This window comes from Burkholderia sp. Bp9090, assembly GCF_003857985.1.
In the GTDB taxonomy this organism is placed as follows: Bacteria; Pseudomonadota; Gammaproteobacteria; order Burkholderiales; family Burkholderiaceae; genus Burkholderia.
In genome coordinates this window covers 87,964-102,892 of sequence record NZ_QTPV01000017.1, presented here as the reverse complement: position 1 = coordinate 102,892, position 14,929 = coordinate 87,964, and the positions used below count along the sequence as shown (strand labels likewise).

At 67.0% G+C, this 14,929-nt stretch carries 15 protein-coding genes; 10 read left to right on the top strand and 5 right to left on the bottom strand.

All coding sequences use genetic code 11. The annotated features are described in order from the left end of the window. Nucleotides 1–58: 58 nt before the first annotated feature. A complete protein-coding gene (locus tag DIE16_RS17850) occupies nucleotides 59–322 on the bottom strand; it encodes a hypothetical protein (protein WP_124892950.1) in 264 nt (87 codons plus the stop codon). On the opposite strand from DIE16_RS17850, the gene DIE16_RS17845 reads away from it, so the two are divergent. From DIE16_RS17845 to DIE16_RS17835, 3 genes are all read left to right on the top strand, one after another. Then, nucleotides 321–710: a fucose-binding lectin II gene (locus DIE16_RS17845; protein ID WP_124529316.1), complete on the top strand. Its 390-nt coding sequence runs from the start codon at nucleotides 321–323 to the stop codon at nucleotides 708–710. The genes DIE16_RS17850 and DIE16_RS17845 overlap by 2 nt on opposite strands. A gap of 127 nt (nucleotides 711–837) precedes the next feature. After that, entirely contained in the window at nucleotides 838–1,656 is an 819-nt protein-coding gene (locus DIE16_RS17840) for a fucose-binding lectin II (RefSeq protein ID WP_124892948.1), read from the top strand. Nucleotides 1,657–1,858: 202 nt separating this feature from the next. Beyond that, nucleotides 1,859–2,599, top strand: coding sequence for a fucose-binding lectin II (locus tag DIE16_RS17835; RefSeq protein WP_124892946.1), 741 nt, complete (start codon nucleotides 1,859–1,861; stop codon nucleotides 2,597–2,599). Between the two features lie 185 nt (nucleotides 2,600–2,784). Here DIE16_RS17835 and DIE16_RS17830 read toward each other — a convergent pair whose 3' ends face one another. Then, on the bottom strand, nucleotides 2,785–4,155 hold the full coding sequence (locus DIE16_RS17830; protein ID WP_124892944.1) for a M23 family metallopeptidase: 1,371 nt from the start codon (nucleotides 4,153–4,155) through the stop codon (nucleotides 2,785–2,787). Nucleotides 4,156–4,479: 324 nt separating this feature from the next. Here DIE16_RS17830 and DIE16_RS17825 point away from each other — a divergent pair, with 324 nt between their 5' ends. Further along, nucleotides 4,480–5,355, top strand: a complete 876-nt coding sequence (locus tag DIE16_RS17825) for a mechanosensitive ion channel family protein (protein ID WP_124892942.1) — start codon at nucleotides 4,480–4,482, stop codon at nucleotides 5,353–5,355. Between the two features lie 54 nt (nucleotides 5,356–5,409). Here the strand turns inward: DIE16_RS17825 and DIE16_RS17820 are convergent, their stop codons facing one another. After that, nucleotides 5,410–6,555, bottom strand: coding sequence for a branched-chain amino acid ABC transporter substrate-binding protein (locus tag DIE16_RS17820; protein ID WP_124892940.1), 1,146 nt, complete (start codon nucleotides 6,553–6,555; stop codon nucleotides 5,410–5,412). Nucleotides 6,556–6,625: 70 nt separating this feature from the next. Beyond that, entirely contained in the window at nucleotides 6,626–7,663 is a 1,038-nt protein-coding gene (locus DIE16_RS17815; RefSeq protein WP_124487082.1) for a histone deacetylase family protein, read from the bottom strand. Nucleotides 7,664–7,788: 125 nt separating this feature from the next. On the opposite strand from DIE16_RS17815, the gene DIE16_RS17810 reads away from it, so the two are divergent. The 5 genes from DIE16_RS17810 (at nucleotide 7,789) to dbpA (ending at nucleotide 12,870) form a co-directional block, all read left to right on the top strand. Continuing rightward, nucleotides 7,789–8,277, top strand: coding sequence for an Lrp/AsnC family transcriptional regulator (locus tag DIE16_RS17810; RefSeq protein WP_124487083.1), 489 nt, complete (start codon nucleotides 7,789–7,791; stop codon nucleotides 8,275–8,277). Between the two features lie 61 nt (nucleotides 8,278–8,338). Then, entirely contained in the window at nucleotides 8,339–8,668 is a 330-nt protein-coding gene (locus DIE16_RS17805) for a hypothetical protein (RefSeq protein ID WP_124521005.1), read from the top strand. Between the two features lie 521 nt (nucleotides 8,669–9,189). Continuing rightward, on the top strand, nucleotides 9,190–10,833 hold the full coding sequence (mqo, locus tag DIE16_RS17800) for a malate dehydrogenase (quinone) (RefSeq protein ID WP_124487085.1): 1,644 nt from the start codon (nucleotides 9,190–9,192) through the stop codon (nucleotides 10,831–10,833). A gap of 445 nt (nucleotides 10,834–11,278) precedes the next feature. Beyond that, the gene (locus tag DIE16_RS17795; protein ID WP_044845448.1) at nucleotides 11,279–11,476 is read left to right on the top strand and encodes a hypothetical protein; all 198 of its coding nucleotides are present in this window, start codon (nucleotides 11,279–11,281) and stop codon (nucleotides 11,474–11,476) included. Then, nucleotides 11,473–12,870, top strand: a complete 1,398-nt coding sequence (gene dbpA / locus DIE16_RS17790) for an ATP-dependent RNA helicase DbpA (protein WP_124520914.1) — start codon at nucleotides 11,473–11,475, stop codon at nucleotides 12,868–12,870. Before DIE16_RS17795 ends, dbpA begins: the two co-directional genes overlap by 4 nt. A 29-nt stretch (nucleotides 12,871–12,899) precedes the next feature. Here the strand turns inward: dbpA and DIE16_RS17785 are convergent, their stop codons facing one another. Next, entirely contained in the window at nucleotides 12,900–13,784 is an 885-nt protein-coding gene (locus tag DIE16_RS17785) for a LysR substrate-binding domain-containing protein (protein WP_124892938.1), read from the bottom strand. A 121-nt stretch (nucleotides 13,785–13,905) separates the two neighbouring features. On the opposite strand from DIE16_RS17785, the gene hndA reads away from it, so the two are divergent. Then, nucleotides 13,906–14,856: a 2-hydroxy-1-naphthoic acid nonoxidative decarboxylase gene (hndA, locus tag DIE16_RS17780; RefSeq protein WP_124892936.1), complete on the top strand. Its 951-nt coding sequence runs from the start codon at nucleotides 13,906–13,908 to the stop codon at nucleotides 14,854–14,856. Nucleotides 14,857–14,929: the final 73 nt, after the last annotated feature.

Sequence of the window (14,929 nt, the reverse complement as noted above, 5' to 3'; positions counted from 1 at the left end):
CTGCCATATGCGAACGCCGAGCGTCTGCGCCGAAGCCGGATCCCTCCCGCCATTCCCTTCATTCCCGCCTGCACACCCCGCCATTATTCAAAAAAGCGTGACACGCATCGATATAATTTCCGAGATATATCGAACGGCACTCCATTGAATTTTCATCATTAAATCGGACTGTTTCGGTTTCCGATTTTCTGAACAATTCCCATTCCCGGTCGAATATTTTTTCATTTATTTTTCGCCATGCTGACTGAACCGTGTTTGAAACTGCAAGCGTTTGCGAGACACGGTGAAGTGCCTTATCCATCGACTTCCAGGAGGAAAGCATGGCCGACTCTCAAACGTCCTCGAATCGCGCCGGCGAGTTTTCGATTCCGCCGAACACCGACTTCCGCGCGATTTTCTTCGCGAATGCTGCCGAGCAGCAGCACATCAAGCTCTTCATCGGCGACAGCAAGGAACCGGCCGCTTATCACAAGCTGACCACGCGCGACGGCCCGCGCGAGGCCACGCTGAATTCGGGCAACGGCAAGCTCCGCTTCGAAGTGACGGTAAACGGCAAGACGTCGGCCACCGATGCGCGCCTCGCGCCGATCAGCGGCAAGAAATCGGACGGTTCGCCGTTCACCGTCAACTTCGGGATCGTCGTGTCGGAAGACGGTCACGACAGCGACTACAACGACGGCATCGTCGTGCTGCAGTGGCCGATCGGCTGACCTGACGCACGATCGGCGGCCGCGCCGTGCCGGCCCACCGTCGTCTGGCCGGCCAGCGGTTCGCGCCCATCAAGCGGGCCCTCACGCAGCACCCCAATCCAGAACAGCGTTATCACAGGAGACTTCCATGCCGCTTCTTTCGGCTTCGATCAACAGCGCACCCGTCGTCACGTCCGAGACGTACGTCGACATCCCCGGCCTGCATATCGACATCGCCAAGGCAGAGATTCGCGACGGGAAACTGCAGGTCATCCTCAACGTGCCGACGCCGTACGCGACCGGCAACAATTTCCCCGGCATCTATTTCGCGATCGCGACCGACAAAGGCGTCGTCGCGGACGGCTGCTTCACCTATTCGTCGAAGGTGCCCGAAAGCACTGGGCGCATGCCGTTCACGCTCGTCGCGACGATCGACGTCGGGAGCGGCGTCACGTTCGTGAAAGGGCAGTGGAAAAGCGTGCGCGGCAGCGCGATGCATATCGATTCGTACGCGAGCATTTCCGCGATCGGTGACACGGCCGCGCAATCGTCGTCGCAAGGCGGCGGGAATCAGGGCACCGAAACCGGCGGCGGTGCCGGCAACATCGGCGGCGGCGGCGAACGCGACGGCACGTTCAACCTGCCGCCGAACATCAAGTTCGGCGTGACCGCACTCACCAACGCGGCGAACGACCAGACGATCGACATCTACATCGACGACAACCCGAAACCGGCCGCCACGTTCAAGGGCGCGGGCGTGCAGGACCAGAACCTCGGCACGAAAGTGCTCGACTCCGGCAAGGGGCGCGTACGCGTGATCGTGACGGCGAACGGCAAGCCATCGCGCCTCGGCTCGCGGCAAATCGATCTCTTCAAGAAGTCGTACTTCGGAATCGTCGGCTCGGAAGACGGCACCGACGACGACTACAACGACGGCATCGTGTTCCTGAACTGGCCGCTGGGCTGAACCCGGCGATGCGCGGCGCGGCAAGGCGTGCGCGCCGCCGTCGAAGCCGCAATGGCGACGGGGCCAACCGCCCCGGCCACCCGTTGTGAAGCGATTCATTCGAGCAGTCATTTGCAGTCCCACGCCGCGCTCCGCGCGCGACGACGGCGAGATCCGCTCACCGGCCGCGCGATGCGAGACATTCCATCAAGACGAGGAAGACATGTCACAACCGTTTACCCATGACGATCTGTACGCCCTGCTGCAACTTGCCGGCAACGATGCAACCGCCGTGCAATCGAACGGCGACCAGGCCGTGCTCGACCGGATGCGTCAGTTCATGACCGCGCAGCTCGTGGAAAAGCTGCCGCAATACGATGTGTTCGTCGACATCGCGACCATCCCGTACAGCTTCGATGTCGGCAGCTGGCAGAACAAGGTGAAGGCCGATACGGCCGGGCAGGTGATCGCCTGCACGGTGACGTGGGCCGGCGCGCCCGGCGTGCTGCCCGGCGCGGCGGCGAAATTCGGCGTCGGTGCGGTGGTCAACTACTTCTCGAAGGCGACGCCGCAACCGCAACCCACGCAACCGGACACCACGACGACCGGCGGCGGCGAACGCGACGGCATCTTCAACCTGCCGCCGAACATTGCATTCGGCGTGACGGCGCTCGTCAATTCGTCCGCGCAGCAGACGATCGAAGTCTTCGTCGACGACAACCCGAAACCGGCCGCAACGTTCCAGGGCGCCGGCACGCAGGACGCGAACCTGAACACGCAGATCGTGAACTCGGGCAAGGGGAAGGTGCGCGTGGTCGTGACGGCGAACGGCAAGCCGTCGAAGATCGGTTCGCGCCAGGTCGACATCTTCAAGAAGACCTATTTCGGACTGGTCGGCTCCGAAGACGGTACGGACGGCGACTACAACGACGGCATCGCGATCCTGAACTGGCCGCTGGGTTGACGGGCTGACCGTCAAACGGAAGGCAAGCACCGGGCGCCGATTCGCCAGGCGCTTGCCTTTATTGCTTCCGATGCCCGCCGGGAACATCGCATACGGGCATGACGAGCACCAGATGGATAGCCTGAAACATGACGTGGTCGCGCCTGCACACGGTACGCCGGGCGAGCACGCGCGACGTCGCGACATCAGCCGTCACGCCGGGCGCCACGCTGCGACATCGCGAGCGGCGACGTCAAGCTGGCCGCGGCCAACTGCGTGCGCGCGGCGTAGGCCACGCGGTTGAACGCGACACGCTGCTCACCCTTCAGTTTCGCTGCCTTCGCCGCCTGCACGAGGCCGGTCGGATCGACAAGACGGCCGTGTCGGCGGACCTCGAAGTGCAGATGCGGGCCGGTCGCGGTCCCGGTACTGCCGACCGCGCCCACCCGTTGACCTCGGGCGACCCGCGCACCGGTTCGCAGCGTGGGCTCGAACGCCGACAAGTGCGCGTAGTACGACGCATAGCCACCGTCATGACGGATCACCACATACTTGCCGTAACCGCCCGGCTCGGTGCCGATGAACGTCACGACGCCGCGCTCGGAGGCATGGACGGCGCGCCCTGTCGGCGCGGCGAGATCGACGCCCGAATGCACGTGGCGCGCGCCGGTCACCGGATGCACGCGCGCGCCGAAGCGCGAACTGGTGCGAGTCGACCGGACCGGCATCGCGAACCGGGTGCCGTCGAACGGCATGCCGTCGAGATCGTAATAGGCGCCCGGCACCGCCGCTCCGGGGGCGAACCACACGGCCGCGACGCGCCGGCCGCGAAAGCGGATGTCGAGCGCCGTCACGCGCACGCCGTCCGGCAGTGCCGCATCGTCATCGGATTCGAATGCGACACGGAAGGTGTCGCCGGTCGCGCCGTGCAGCTTCGGGTCGATACGACCGGCCAACATGCGCGTCAGCTGCGCCACGACACCGTCGGGCAATTCGGCGCGCGCCAGCGACGCATGCAGGCTGCCGGTGATCGCACCGGCCCGCGCGCCGCTCTCCCGCTCCGCGAGCACGAACGGTTGCGCGGACGCCAGCTCGACCCGACGCGATGCGAATGCCGAAGGCGTGCCGATCGCGGGAAGATGCGATGCAAAACCATAATCGAAACGCCCTGCGTAACCCCGCTCGATCGCACCCCGTGCCGCATCGCAAAGGACAACGTACGGCGCACAGGCGCCGGCACGCACGACGAACATGCCGGGATAGGCCTCCGCACGCACACGCACCGCCTGCGCATCCGCCACGATGCGCGGAACCACCGTCGACGCAAGCAAGCCGCCCCAGACGGTGCGGGCGGAATTGAAGAAAGGCACGTCGACAAGGTCAGCCGCTTGCGCCGCCACGGGCGCGGACGGCACGGCACCGGAGGATGCCAGCGCCATCGCGCCCTGTGTGCCGGCAAGCCACGCCGCCGCGATGACACCGCGCAACAGCGCGCGGCGAACGGGAAAGCGGATGGCGCCGCGTTGCGCGGATCGACCTTGTTCGCGTGCGAGACGTAAACACAGGTCGAACCGCATCGCGTCGTCACTCGCTATCCATGAAAATTTGAAATGAACCGGGTATCGCGGAGGAAAGAGCGTCGCGATCCGGTAGCCTGGAGGCGAGTGTACTGGCGCGACCAACATCGCCGAATAGGACCAATCCGATTTGTTCAGATGTTGTCTTAGTACATGAACGAAAGACAAAAGTCGCCGTAAAAATGCGCGGGATGCGCCCCTTCGGTCGCGTGACACCCCGCATGGCTGTACAGTCGAGGGTTGCCCGCGCACGCGCGCATGCCCGCCGGGCCACGGCGGGTGCGCCGCCCGTCGCGCCTTCTGTCCTCAACCCGGAATCCCGTCATGTTTCTCGATCATCTTCATCCGGAACGCTGGACGTTCCTGTGGAACGCGTTGTCCACGCTGTCGCTCAGGCTCTGCTCCGCCCTCGCGCTGCTCGTCGCGGGCTGGTGGCTGTCGAAACGCATCGGCAACTGGCTGAGCCGGCTGCTCGCGAACAAGGAGCGCGTCGACGACACGCTGCGGCCGATCCTCTGCGACGTCGCCGTGTGGGGCATCCGCATCGTCGCGATCGTCGGCGCGCTGTCGCAGCTGGGCATCGAAACCGCGAGCATCGTCGCGGTGCTCGGCGCGGCCGGCCTCGCGATCGGGCTCGCACTGCAGGGCACGATGCAGAACATCGCGGCCGGCATCATGCTGTTGCTGCTGCGGCCGTTCAAGGTGGGCGACTACATCGACGGCGGCTCGAGCGTCGCGGGGACGGTGGACGAAGTCGGCCTCTTCATGACGCGGCTGACGAAGCCGGACGGCATCTGCGAATATGTGCCGAACAGCGCGCTGTGGGGCAGCGCGATCCGCAATTACACGCGCAATCCGACGCGCCGTCTCGATCTCGAGGTGGAAGTGTCGGTGCACGACGACATCGATCGCGCGCTCGACGCGCTGCGCGCGCTGGCCGAAGCCGATCCCGACGTGCTGACGGAACCGGCACCGGACGTGATGGTGATGCGCTTCGACGACAGCACGGCGATCGCGAACATGCGCGTGTGGACGCACACCGACAAGTTCTGGGCGATGCGCTGGCGCCTCGCGCGCCAGGTGCGCAAGACGCTCGCCGATGCGGACTGCGCGTTGCCGATCCGCACGCGCGAACTGCACATCGTGCATGACGCCGAACAGCAGCGCCGAGCCGACCCGCGCCGCGTACAGGCGTCGTAAGACCTCGGGGCGCACGAGCGCGCATGGCGCGCTGCGCCGTGCGCCCCGCTCGCATCACATCCTGACGATATCGAGCAGCGCCTTCCTGCCGCTCTTGTAAGTGAATACCGAGATCGCACCGTGCTTCAGGTCGCCCTGCGGCGTGAAGCTCGTTTCGCCGATCACGCCGCGATAGTCGGTCGCCGGCATCGCGGCGAGCACCTTCGCCGGGTCCGTCGAGTTCGCGCGCTTCATCGCGTCGACGATGATGTACACCGCGTCGTACGAGAACGGTGCATACACCTGCATCGGCTGGCGATAGCGCGCCTCGTAACGTTTCACGAACGCCGCGCCGCCCGGCATCTTCTCGAGCGCGATGCCGGCTTCCGAGCACACGACGTTGTCCGATGCCGGGCCCGCGAGCTTCGGCAGGTCGGTCGAGCACACGCCGTCGCCGGCGAGGATCTTCGCGCGCATGCCGAGCTGGCGCGCCTGCTTCGCGAGCGGACCGCCCGTCGCGTCCATCCCGCCGTACATGATCGCGTCGGGGTTCTCGCCCTTGATCTTCGTGAGGATCGCGCGGAAGTCGATCGCCTTGTCGTTGGTCGCATCGCGCGAGACGATCTTCATCCCGGCCGCTTTCGCCGCCTTTTCGAACTCGGTCGCGAGGCCCTGCCCGTACGCGGTCGAATCGTCGACCACGGCGACCGTCCTGATGCCCAGGTGCTTCGCCGCGTACATCGCGAGCGCGGGCCCTTGCTGCGCATCGGTCGCGACGACGCGATAGGTCGTCTTGAAGCCCTGCTGCGTGTAGGTCGGGTTGGTCGCGGCCTGCGAGATCTGCACGACGCCGCCGTCGCGATAGACGCGCGATGCGGGAATCGACGTACCCGAGTTGTGATGGCCGACGACGCCGACCACCTTGTCGTCGACGAGCCGCTGCGCGATCTGCGTCGCGGTGCGCGGGTCGCCCGCGTCGTCCTGCGCGTCGAGCTGCAGCGTGACCTTTCTGCCGCCGATCGCGAGCCCCTTCGCGTTGATTTCCTCGACCGCGAGCCGCGCGCCGTTCTCGCTGTCCTTGCCGAGATGCGCGATCGCGCCGGTCAGCGGCGCGACGTGCCCGATGCGCACGATCTCGTCCGCGTGCGCGGACAGCGCGAATAGTGCACACGCCAGCGCGACCGCGCATGCCGCCTTGTTCCGATGCCGATTCCGATTCATGTTCGTCTCCTTCCTTTTCGCTATTGGTTCGTGATCCGTACCATCGTCGATTGCGGGCAAAGCGATGCGCTCACGCGCGCCCTTCGAAGCCGAGCAGCACGTTCACCGCGTTGATACCGATTTCCTCGACCATGTAGCCGCCTTCCATCACGAACAGCGTCGGCAGGTTCAGGCGCGCGAGCGCGGCGCCGATCCGCAGGTAGTCGGGCGAGCGCAGCTTGAAATGGCTGATCGGATCGTGCTCGAACGTGTCGACGCCGAGCGACACGACGAGCAGGTCGGGCGCGTGCTTCGCGATCGCGGCAGTGGCCTGGCCGAGCGCCGCCGAGTAGGTGTCCCACTGCGTGCCCTTCGGCAGCGGCAGGTTCAGGTTGAAGCCTTCGCCCGCGCCCGCGCCGCGCTCGTCGGCATGGCCCGAGAAGTACGGATACGACACCGCCGGCTCGCCGTGCAGCGACGCGAACAACACGTCCGAACGCTCGTAGAAGATGTCTTGCGTGCCGTTGCCATGGTGGAAGTCGACGTCCAGCACCGCGACGCGCGCCGCACCGCTCGCGATGCCGTGCTGCGCGGCGATCGCCGCGTTGTTCAGATAGCAGTAGCCGCCCATGTACTCGCGGCCCGCATGGTGGCCGGGCGGACGGCACAGCGCGAACGCCGCGCGCGCGCTGCCGTTCGCCAGCAGGTCGGCGCCGGTGAGCGCCGAGTTCGCGCTCGCGCTCACCGCGTCCCACGTGCCGGCGTTGATCGGCGCACCGGCATCCATCGCGAAGAAGCCGAGCTTGCCGTCGATGAAGTCGGGCAGCGTCGCCGCCGACGGCATCGCGCGCACCGGCCACACGAGCGGCAGCGCCTGGCAGGTGCGGCCGGTCGCGGCCCATTCGTCCCATGCGCCGGCGAGAAAGTCGACATAGCGCGCGCTGTGCGCGCCGGCATAGCTCGAGCGGTCGAACGCGCGCGGCGCGATCACGTCGCCGAGGCCGGCCGCGCGGACCTGCGCGAGCACCGTTTCGGCGCGAAGGGGGTTCTCGAACGAATCGGTGATCGCGCCGTCCTTCAGTTCGACGCCGCGGTGCAGATGGTGATCGCTGCTGTAGACCGTGAGCATGGTTGACCGTTGCAGTGAAGGCTGTGAGGGGTGGCAACAGTCTATTGAGGGCAGCCGGCAATAACTTTGCTTTTCAACTCTTCGTTTCGTACAATTTTGAGAAAACCGTCTACGGAGACCCTGAAATGAGCAAAAATCGCGCTTCGGTGGAGCTGGACGGTGTCGATCGCGCGATGCTCCGCCTGCTGCAGGAAGACGGCGCGCTGTCCAACGCGACGCTCGGCGAACGGTTGGCGCTGAGCGTCACGCCGTGCTGGCGGCGGCGCAAGCGGCTCGAGGACGAAGGCGTGATCACCGGCTACCAGGCGAACCTCGACCGCCGCGCGCTCGGCATGAACGTGTTCGCGTTCGTGCAGGTCACGTTCAACATGCATTCGGACCAGGATTCGGATCACTTCGAGGACGTGATGCGGCGTCACGACGAAGTGACGTCGTGCCACAAGATCACCGGCGCGGCCGACTACATCCTGCAGGTCGTCGCCGCCGATCTCGACACGTATGCGGAATTCGTCGAACGCGTGCTGAGAAAGCAGGCCGGCGTGTCGTCGATCCAGTCGAGCCTCGCGCTGCGCGAGGTCAAGTTCTCGTCGCGCGTGCCGGTGCCGGATGCGTGATCGATCAAGCGCCCGTGCACGGGCATCCGCTGTCGACCTTCATCCCATGGAGCGCTACCGCATGAAACATTGCATTCCTTCCGCACCGCTTGCCGCCGCGATCGCTCTCGCGTTTGCATTGGGCGCGTGCGCGACGCAACCGCCTGCCCCGCTTCCACCCAATGTCGCCGGGCAGGACCCGCAGGGCACGCAGACCGCCCAGGCTACCGAAGCCGCCCCGCCGATGGTCGGCGGCGATCGCGACGCGCACGGCTGCATCGGCTCGGCCGGTTATGCCTGGTGCGACACGACCCGACAATGCGAGCGCCCGTGGGAACTTGCGAAGGCGCATGGCTTCGCGAACTCGGCGCAGGGATACGAGCAGTTCTGCCGGAACGGCGCAGCGAAGTGAAGTAATGCGATGTGACCGGGTCGCGATGCAACGTCGCGCCCCGATGAAGTGCAAGCGCGATGCGCGCGTTTCGCCCCGCTGATCCCGCCGTTTTTCCCGTTCCGCGCACCGTCATTCCGGAAACCCGGACACACAAAAAACCCCACGAAATCAGGGATATTCCGCGCGAGCGACACGGCAATCGAGTTCGGTTATATTACGCGCCCCTTGCCATCCCGCCCCGCGGAACGCATTGCGCGCGGCCGCTTTCGACGCGGTCTGAAACGCCTTCCGGCGAGGCCCGCAGCAAGGGCCTGCGCGCCCGTCGCACGACCGCGAAGCAGCCGATTGCACGCGTACATGAAGCCGATCCGAAGGTGTCCTTCGCAACGGCCTCGCGTGCGCAAATGCAACGGTGAACGCGGTCGGTCCGGAATTCCGGATTCGCGATCCGGATCTCCGGATGCGCGATCCGGTTGCGAATCCGCATCGGCCGGGCGGCATGGCAAACCGATGCATCCAAGTTGAAAAAGGGATCTGCTGTGATCAAAACGTTACGGGTAATACTGTCGGCGCTCGCGCTGTGCGTCGCGACGTCGTCCGCGCATGCCGCCGATACGAAGAAGGTCGACGTCCTGCTGGTGGGCGGCGGCATCATGAGCTCGACGCTCGGCGTGTGGCTGCACGAGCTGCAGCCCGACTGGTCGATGACGATGGTCGAGCGCCTCGACGGCGTCGCACTGGAAAGCTCGAACGGCTGGAACAACGCGGGCACCGGCCACTCGGCGCTCGCCGAGCTGAACTACACGCCGGAGAAGGCGGACGGCAAGATCGACATCTCGAAGGCGATCGAGATCAACGAGTCGTTCCAGATCTCGCGCCAGTTCTGGGCCTGGCAGGTCCGGCAGGGCGTGCTGAAGAACCCGCACTCGTTCATCAACTCGACGCCGCACATGAGCTTCGTGTGGGGCGACGACAACGTCCGCTTCCTGAAGAAGCGCTACGACGCGCTGCAGGCGAGCCCGCTGTTCCGCGGCATGCAGTATTCGGAAGACTACGACCAGATCAAGCAGTGGGTGCCGCTGATGATGGAAGGCCGCGACCGCAACCAGAAGGTCGCGGCAACGTGGACGCCGATCGGCACCGACGTGAACTTCGGCGAGATCACGCGCCAGTTCGTCGGCTACCTGAAGACCCAGCCGAACTTCACGCTGTCGCTGTCGAGCGAAGTGCGCGAGATCTCGCGCAACGCGGACGGCACGTGGCACGTGTCGTGGGTGAAGCTGCATTCGGACGAACCGCCGCAGGCCGTCGACGCGAAGTTCGTGTTCATCGGCGCGGGCGGCGGTGCGCTGCACCTGCTGCAGGCGTCGGGCATCCCCGAGGCGAAGGACTACGGCGCGTTTCCCGTGGGCGGCTCGTTCCTCGTGACCGACAACCCCGAGGTCGTGAAGCGCCACCTCGCGAAGGCGTACGGCAAGGCGTCGGTCGGCTCGCCGCCGATGTCGGTGCCGCACCTCGACACGCGCATCATCGACGGCAAGAAGATCATCCTGTTCGGACCGTTCGCGACGTTCTCGACCAAGTTCCTGAAGAACGGCTCGTACTTCGACCTCGCGAAGAGCACCAACCTGCACAACGTCGCGCCGATGATGCGCGTGGGCGTCGACGAATTCCCGCTCGTCGAGTATCTCGCCGGCCAGCTGATGCTGTCCGACGACGACCGCTTCAACGCGCTGAAGGAATACTTCCCGGACGCGAAGAAGGAAGACTGGCGCCTGTGGCAGGCCGGCCAGCGCGTGCAGATCATCAAGCGCGACCCGAAGAAGGGTGGCGTGCTGAAGCTCGGCACCGAGATCGTCAGCTCGCAGGACGGCAGCATCGCGGGCCTGCTCGGCGCATCGCCGGGCGCGTCGACGGCCGCGCCGATCATGCTGAGCCTGATGCAGAAGGTGTTCAAGGACAAGGTCGCGACGCCCGAATGGCAGCAGAAGCTCCGCCAGATCGTGCCGAGCTACGGCACGAAGCTGAACGACAGCCCGGCGAAGGTCGTCGAGGAATGGACCTATACGAGCGGCGTGCTGCAGCTGTCGCCGCCGCCGAAGATCGACCTGACGGCGCCGTCGCAGGCGACGGGCACTGCTCCGGCGCGCCCCGCGAAGGCGGCGGCCGACATGGCGCTGTAACGCGTCCGGTCCCGTTTCGCCGCATCGCACGGCCGCCCTTCGGGGCGGCCGTTTTTCATCGCGAATGCGGACGGCGCTGCGTGCTGCGTCCTGCGTAGGCTTCACCGGCTGCCATACCGCCCGCCGCACCACGGCCGATCGCCCGCTGCGGGGGCCGTCCGCCACCGGCCCTCCGCCACCGGCCCTCCGCCACCGGCCCTCCGCCACCGGCCGACCCGCTGCCGATGACCCCGCTGCGGGCCGCGCGGGGCCGGTCGCCCCAGCCACCGTCCCGCATCCGCTAGAATTGCGGGCACGCGCGACACCGTCGCCACCGATCCACCATCCGCATCGACGCGGTCCACGCGACCGCCGGTGCGGCCCGCGCCCGAGCCGCGCGAGCGCCGCACTTCGTTGCCGCGCCCGCCCGGGCGCGCCACCAACCGAATTCAGCTGGAGAAAGACCGTGTTTACTTGCCGAAACCAGAGCTGCGGCACGCAGTGGGAAACGTCCGACGTCGTCATCAAGGACGAAGGCCAGGGGCTGCTGTTCCGCTGCCCGCTGTGCGGCGCGCGCAACTATCTCGAACGCTTCGAGGACGATGAAGGCAACGTCGCCTACGAACAGATGGAAGGCAAGCCTTACCTCGGAGACCTCGAATGACGCAGCCGACCGCCACGCCCTTCAGCGCGCTGCCGCTGACGCCCGCCACGCTCGCGAACCTCGCGCAGCTCGGCTATGTCGACATGACGCCGATCCAGGCCGCGAGCCTGCCGGTCGCGCTGGCCGGCCAGGACCTGATCGCGCAGGCGAAGACGGGCAGCGGCAAGACCGCCGCGTTCTCGCTCGCGCTGCTGGCGCGCCTCGACGCGCGCCGCTTCGACGTGCAGGCGATGATCCTGTGCCCGACCCGCGAGCTCGCCGACCAGGTCGCGCAGGAAGTGCGCCGCCTCGCGCGCGCCGAGGAAAACGTGAAGGTGCTGACGCTGTGCGGCGGCACGCCGATGCGCCCGCAGGCGCAGAGCCTCGAGCACGGTGCGCACATCGTCGTCGGCACGCCGGGCCGCATCATGGATCACCTCGACCGCGGCAACCTGAAGCTCGACGCGCTGAACACGCTCGTGCTCGACGAAGCCGACCGGATGCTCGACATGGGCTTCTTCGACGACATCGCGAAAGTCGCGCGCATGTGCCCGACGACGCGCCAGACGCTGCTGTTCTCGGCGACCTACCCGGACGGCATCGCGAAGCTGAGCCAGCAGTTCCTGCGCAATCCGAAGGAAGTGAAGCTCGAGGAGCGCCACGACGACAGCAAGATCCGCCAGCGCTTCTACGAAGTGACGGAAACCGAGCGGCTGCACGCGGTCGGCCAGTTGCTGAACCACTACCGGCCGGTGAGCACGATCGCGTTCTGCAACACCAAGCAGCAATGCCGCGACCTGCTCGACGTGCTGCACGCGCAGGGCTTCCACGCACTCGCGCTGCACGGCGAGCTCGAACAGCGCGAGCGCGACCAGGTGCTGATCCAGTTCGCGAACCGCAGCTGCTCGGTGCTGGTCGCGACCGACGTGGCCGCGCGCGGGCTCGACATCGCGCAGCTCGAGGCCGTGATCAACGTCGACGTGACGCCCGACCCCGAAGTGCACGTGCACCGCATCGGCCGCACCGGCCGCGCGGACCAGGAAGGCTGGGCGCTGAGCCTCGCCAGCATGGACGAGATGGGCCGCGTCGGCGCGATCGAGCAGGCGCAGAAGCGCGACGTCGAATGGCATCCGCTCGCGGAACTGAAGCCGGCCGGCAACGACACGCTGCTGCCGCCGATGGAAACGCTGCAGATCCTCGGCGGACGCAAGGACAAGATCCGCCCGGGCGACGTGCTCGGCGCGCTGACCGGCGATGCGGGGTTCGACGGCAAGCAGATCGGCAAGATCAACGTGACCGAGTTCTCGACCTATGTCGCGGTCGAGCGTGGCGTCGCGCGCGACGCGCTGCGCAAGCTCAATGCGGGGAAGATCAAGGGCAAGCGGGTCAAGGTCCGGTTGATGGACGAAGAGTGACGCGGTGATGCCGGCGCGCGCCGCAATCCTTATGCGGCGCGCCCGCCCAGCATCGCCAGATACTGCCGTACCGCGCCCCATTCCCCGCCGCTGCGGCTGAGCGCGACGAGTTCGGACCCCGGCACGCTGCCGGCGAGTTTCCGGTACACGACGTTCGGCGCCGCGATCCGGCTGAGCGGCGCCGGCACCAGCGCCACGCCGAGACCGGCGCCCGTCAGCGCCAGCACCGACAGCGTGCTGCTCACCTTGTGCGCGATGTGCGGCGTCTTGCCGAGCACCCGCCGCAGGATCGCCAACTGCCCTTCGTCGTCGCCGTCGGCGGCATAGAAAATGAACGGTTCGTCCGCGAGCGCCGCGACGCTCACCGAGCGCCGCTTCGCGAGCGCATGCCGGTCGCTCATCATCACGTCCCACGCCCAGCTGCCGATCGTGCGCACGGCCAGCTTCGGATCGAACGCCGTGCCGAAGGCCGGGCAGTAGCCGATGTCGAGCCGGCCCGCCAGGATCGCGTCCTGCTGCGCGGCCGGCGCCATTTCGTGCAGGTCGAGCGCCACTTCCGGCCACGCCGCGTGAAACGCGCTCAGGTCGTCGGACAGCCGCCCCGTCGCGACCGCATTGCCGACGAAGCCGATCCGCACCACGCCCGTCTCGCCGCGCGCCGCGCGCTGCACGACCGTCTTCGCGCGCGCGGCCTGCTCGAGCGTGTGCCGCGCTTCGGCCACGAGCAAGCGGCCCGCGTCGGTCAGCAGCACCTTGCGGGTGCTGCGCTCGAACAGCGTCGCGCCGAGTTCCTCCTCGAGCGCGCGGATCTGCGCGCTCAACGCGGGCTGCACGATATGGAGCCGCTCCGCCGCGCGGCCGAAATGCCCTTCTTCGGCAACCGCGAGAAAGTAGCGCAAATGGCGAAGGTCCATACGGTCGATTGATCACCCGAAACAATTAATCTCGAAATTTAATCTATTGGAATGAAAAATCAAGCGCGCGCATCCTGATGGTGATCCGCTGCGTCGCAGCCCACCTGCAAGGAGCCCCGTCGTGTCCGACCGCAACCGCATCGATGTTCACCAGCATGTCGTCCCGCCGTTCTGGGCCGCAGCCCTCCCGTCGCACGGCGGCGATCCGTCCGGCTGGGGCAGCCCGACCTGGAGCCCGGAAGCCGCGCTTGCGTTCATGGACTCGCTGGAGATCCAGACCAGCGTGCTGTCGCTGACGGCGCCCGGCGTGCAGGGCTGGAACGGCCAGGCCAAGCGCGACATGGCGCGCCAGGTCAACGAATACGTGGCCGGCCTCGTCGCGCAACGGCCGACCCGCTTCGGCAACTTCGCGACGCTGCCGCTGCCCGACGTCGACGGCACGCTCGCCGAGATCGATCACGCGTTCGACACGCTGAAGGCCGACGGCGTCGTGCTGCTCAGCAACTACGGCGGCACCTATCTCGGCGATGCTGCATTCGACGCCGTGTGGGCCGCGCTGGATCGCCGCCACGCGGTGGTGTTCATTCATCCGGCCAAGCCCGCGATCGACGTGCTGCCCGGCATGCCCGGCCCGCTGCTCGACTACCCGTTCGATACGACGCGCACCGCGCTGCAGCTCGTGCTCAACGGCGTGATCGCGCGCTACCCGAACGTGCGCATCATCCTGTCGCACGCCGGCGGCTTCCTGCCGTACACTGCGTACCGCTTTGCCGAACTCGCGCCGGGCGTGCGCAACGACGTGCCGGATCGCGACGGGCTGCTCGACCTGCTGCGCACGTTCTACTTCGACACCGCGCTGTCGTCGCCGTCCGCGCTGCCGAGCCTCACCGCGTTCGCGCAACCGGATCGCGTGCTGTACGGCAGCGACTTCCCGTATGCGCCGCCGGCCGTCGGCACGTCGTTCACCGCGGCGCAGGACGCGTATGCCGCGCTGGGCGCCGACCGGCACGCCGCGCTCAATCGCGCGAACGCGCTGCCGCTGTTCCCGCGCCTCGCCGCACTCGCGCGATAACGCGCGACGCAGTGCCGCGTGACGCCCCATCGCGGCGGCGTCACGCGCGCAACCGCCCGCGGCCGTCCGCGCC

Coding starts and splice junctions, on each gene's coding strand:
- DIE16_RS17830 (WP_124892944.1), bottom strand. CDS start 4,155: ATGCGGTTCGACCTGTGTTTACGTCTCGCACGCGAACAAGGTCGATCC.
- DIE16_RS17845 (WP_124529316.1), top strand. CDS start 321: ATGGCCGACTCTCAAACGTCCTCGAATCGCGCCGGCGAGTTTTCGATT.
- DIE16_RS17785 (WP_124892938.1), bottom strand. CDS start 13,784: ATGGACCTTCGCCATTTGCGCTACTTTCTCGCGGTTGCCGAAGAAGGG.
- DIE16_RS17840 (WP_124892948.1), top strand. CDS start 838: ATGCCGCTTCTTTCGGCTTCGATCAACAGCGCACCCGTCGTCACGTCC.
- DIE16_RS17825 (WP_124892942.1), top strand. CDS start 4,480: ATGTTTCTCGATCATCTTCATCCGGAACGCTGGACGTTCCTGTGGAAC.
- DIE16_RS17805 (WP_124521005.1), top strand. CDS start 8,339: ATGAAACATTGCATTCCTTCCGCACCGCTTGCCGCCGCGATCGCTCTC.
- DIE16_RS17815 (WP_124487082.1), bottom strand. CDS start 7,663: ATGCTCACGGTCTACAGCAGCGATCACCATCTGCACCGCGGCGTCGAA.
- DIE16_RS17810 (WP_124487083.1), top strand. CDS start 7,789: ATGAGCAAAAATCGCGCTTCGGTGGAGCTGGACGGTGTCGATCGCGCG.
- DIE16_RS17820 (WP_124892940.1), bottom strand. CDS start 6,555: ATGAATCGGAATCGGCATCGGAACAAGGCGGCATGCGCGGTCGCGCTG.
- dbpA (WP_124520914.1), top strand. CDS start 11,473: ATGACGCAGCCGACCGCCACGCCCTTCAGCGCGCTGCCGCTGACGCCC.
- DIE16_RS17850 (WP_124892950.1), bottom strand. CDS start 322: ATGCTTTCCTCCTGGAAGTCGATGGATAAGGCACTTCACCGTGTCTCG.
- DIE16_RS17835 (WP_124892946.1), top strand. CDS start 1,859: ATGTCACAACCGTTTACCCATGACGATCTGTACGCCCTGCTGCAACTT.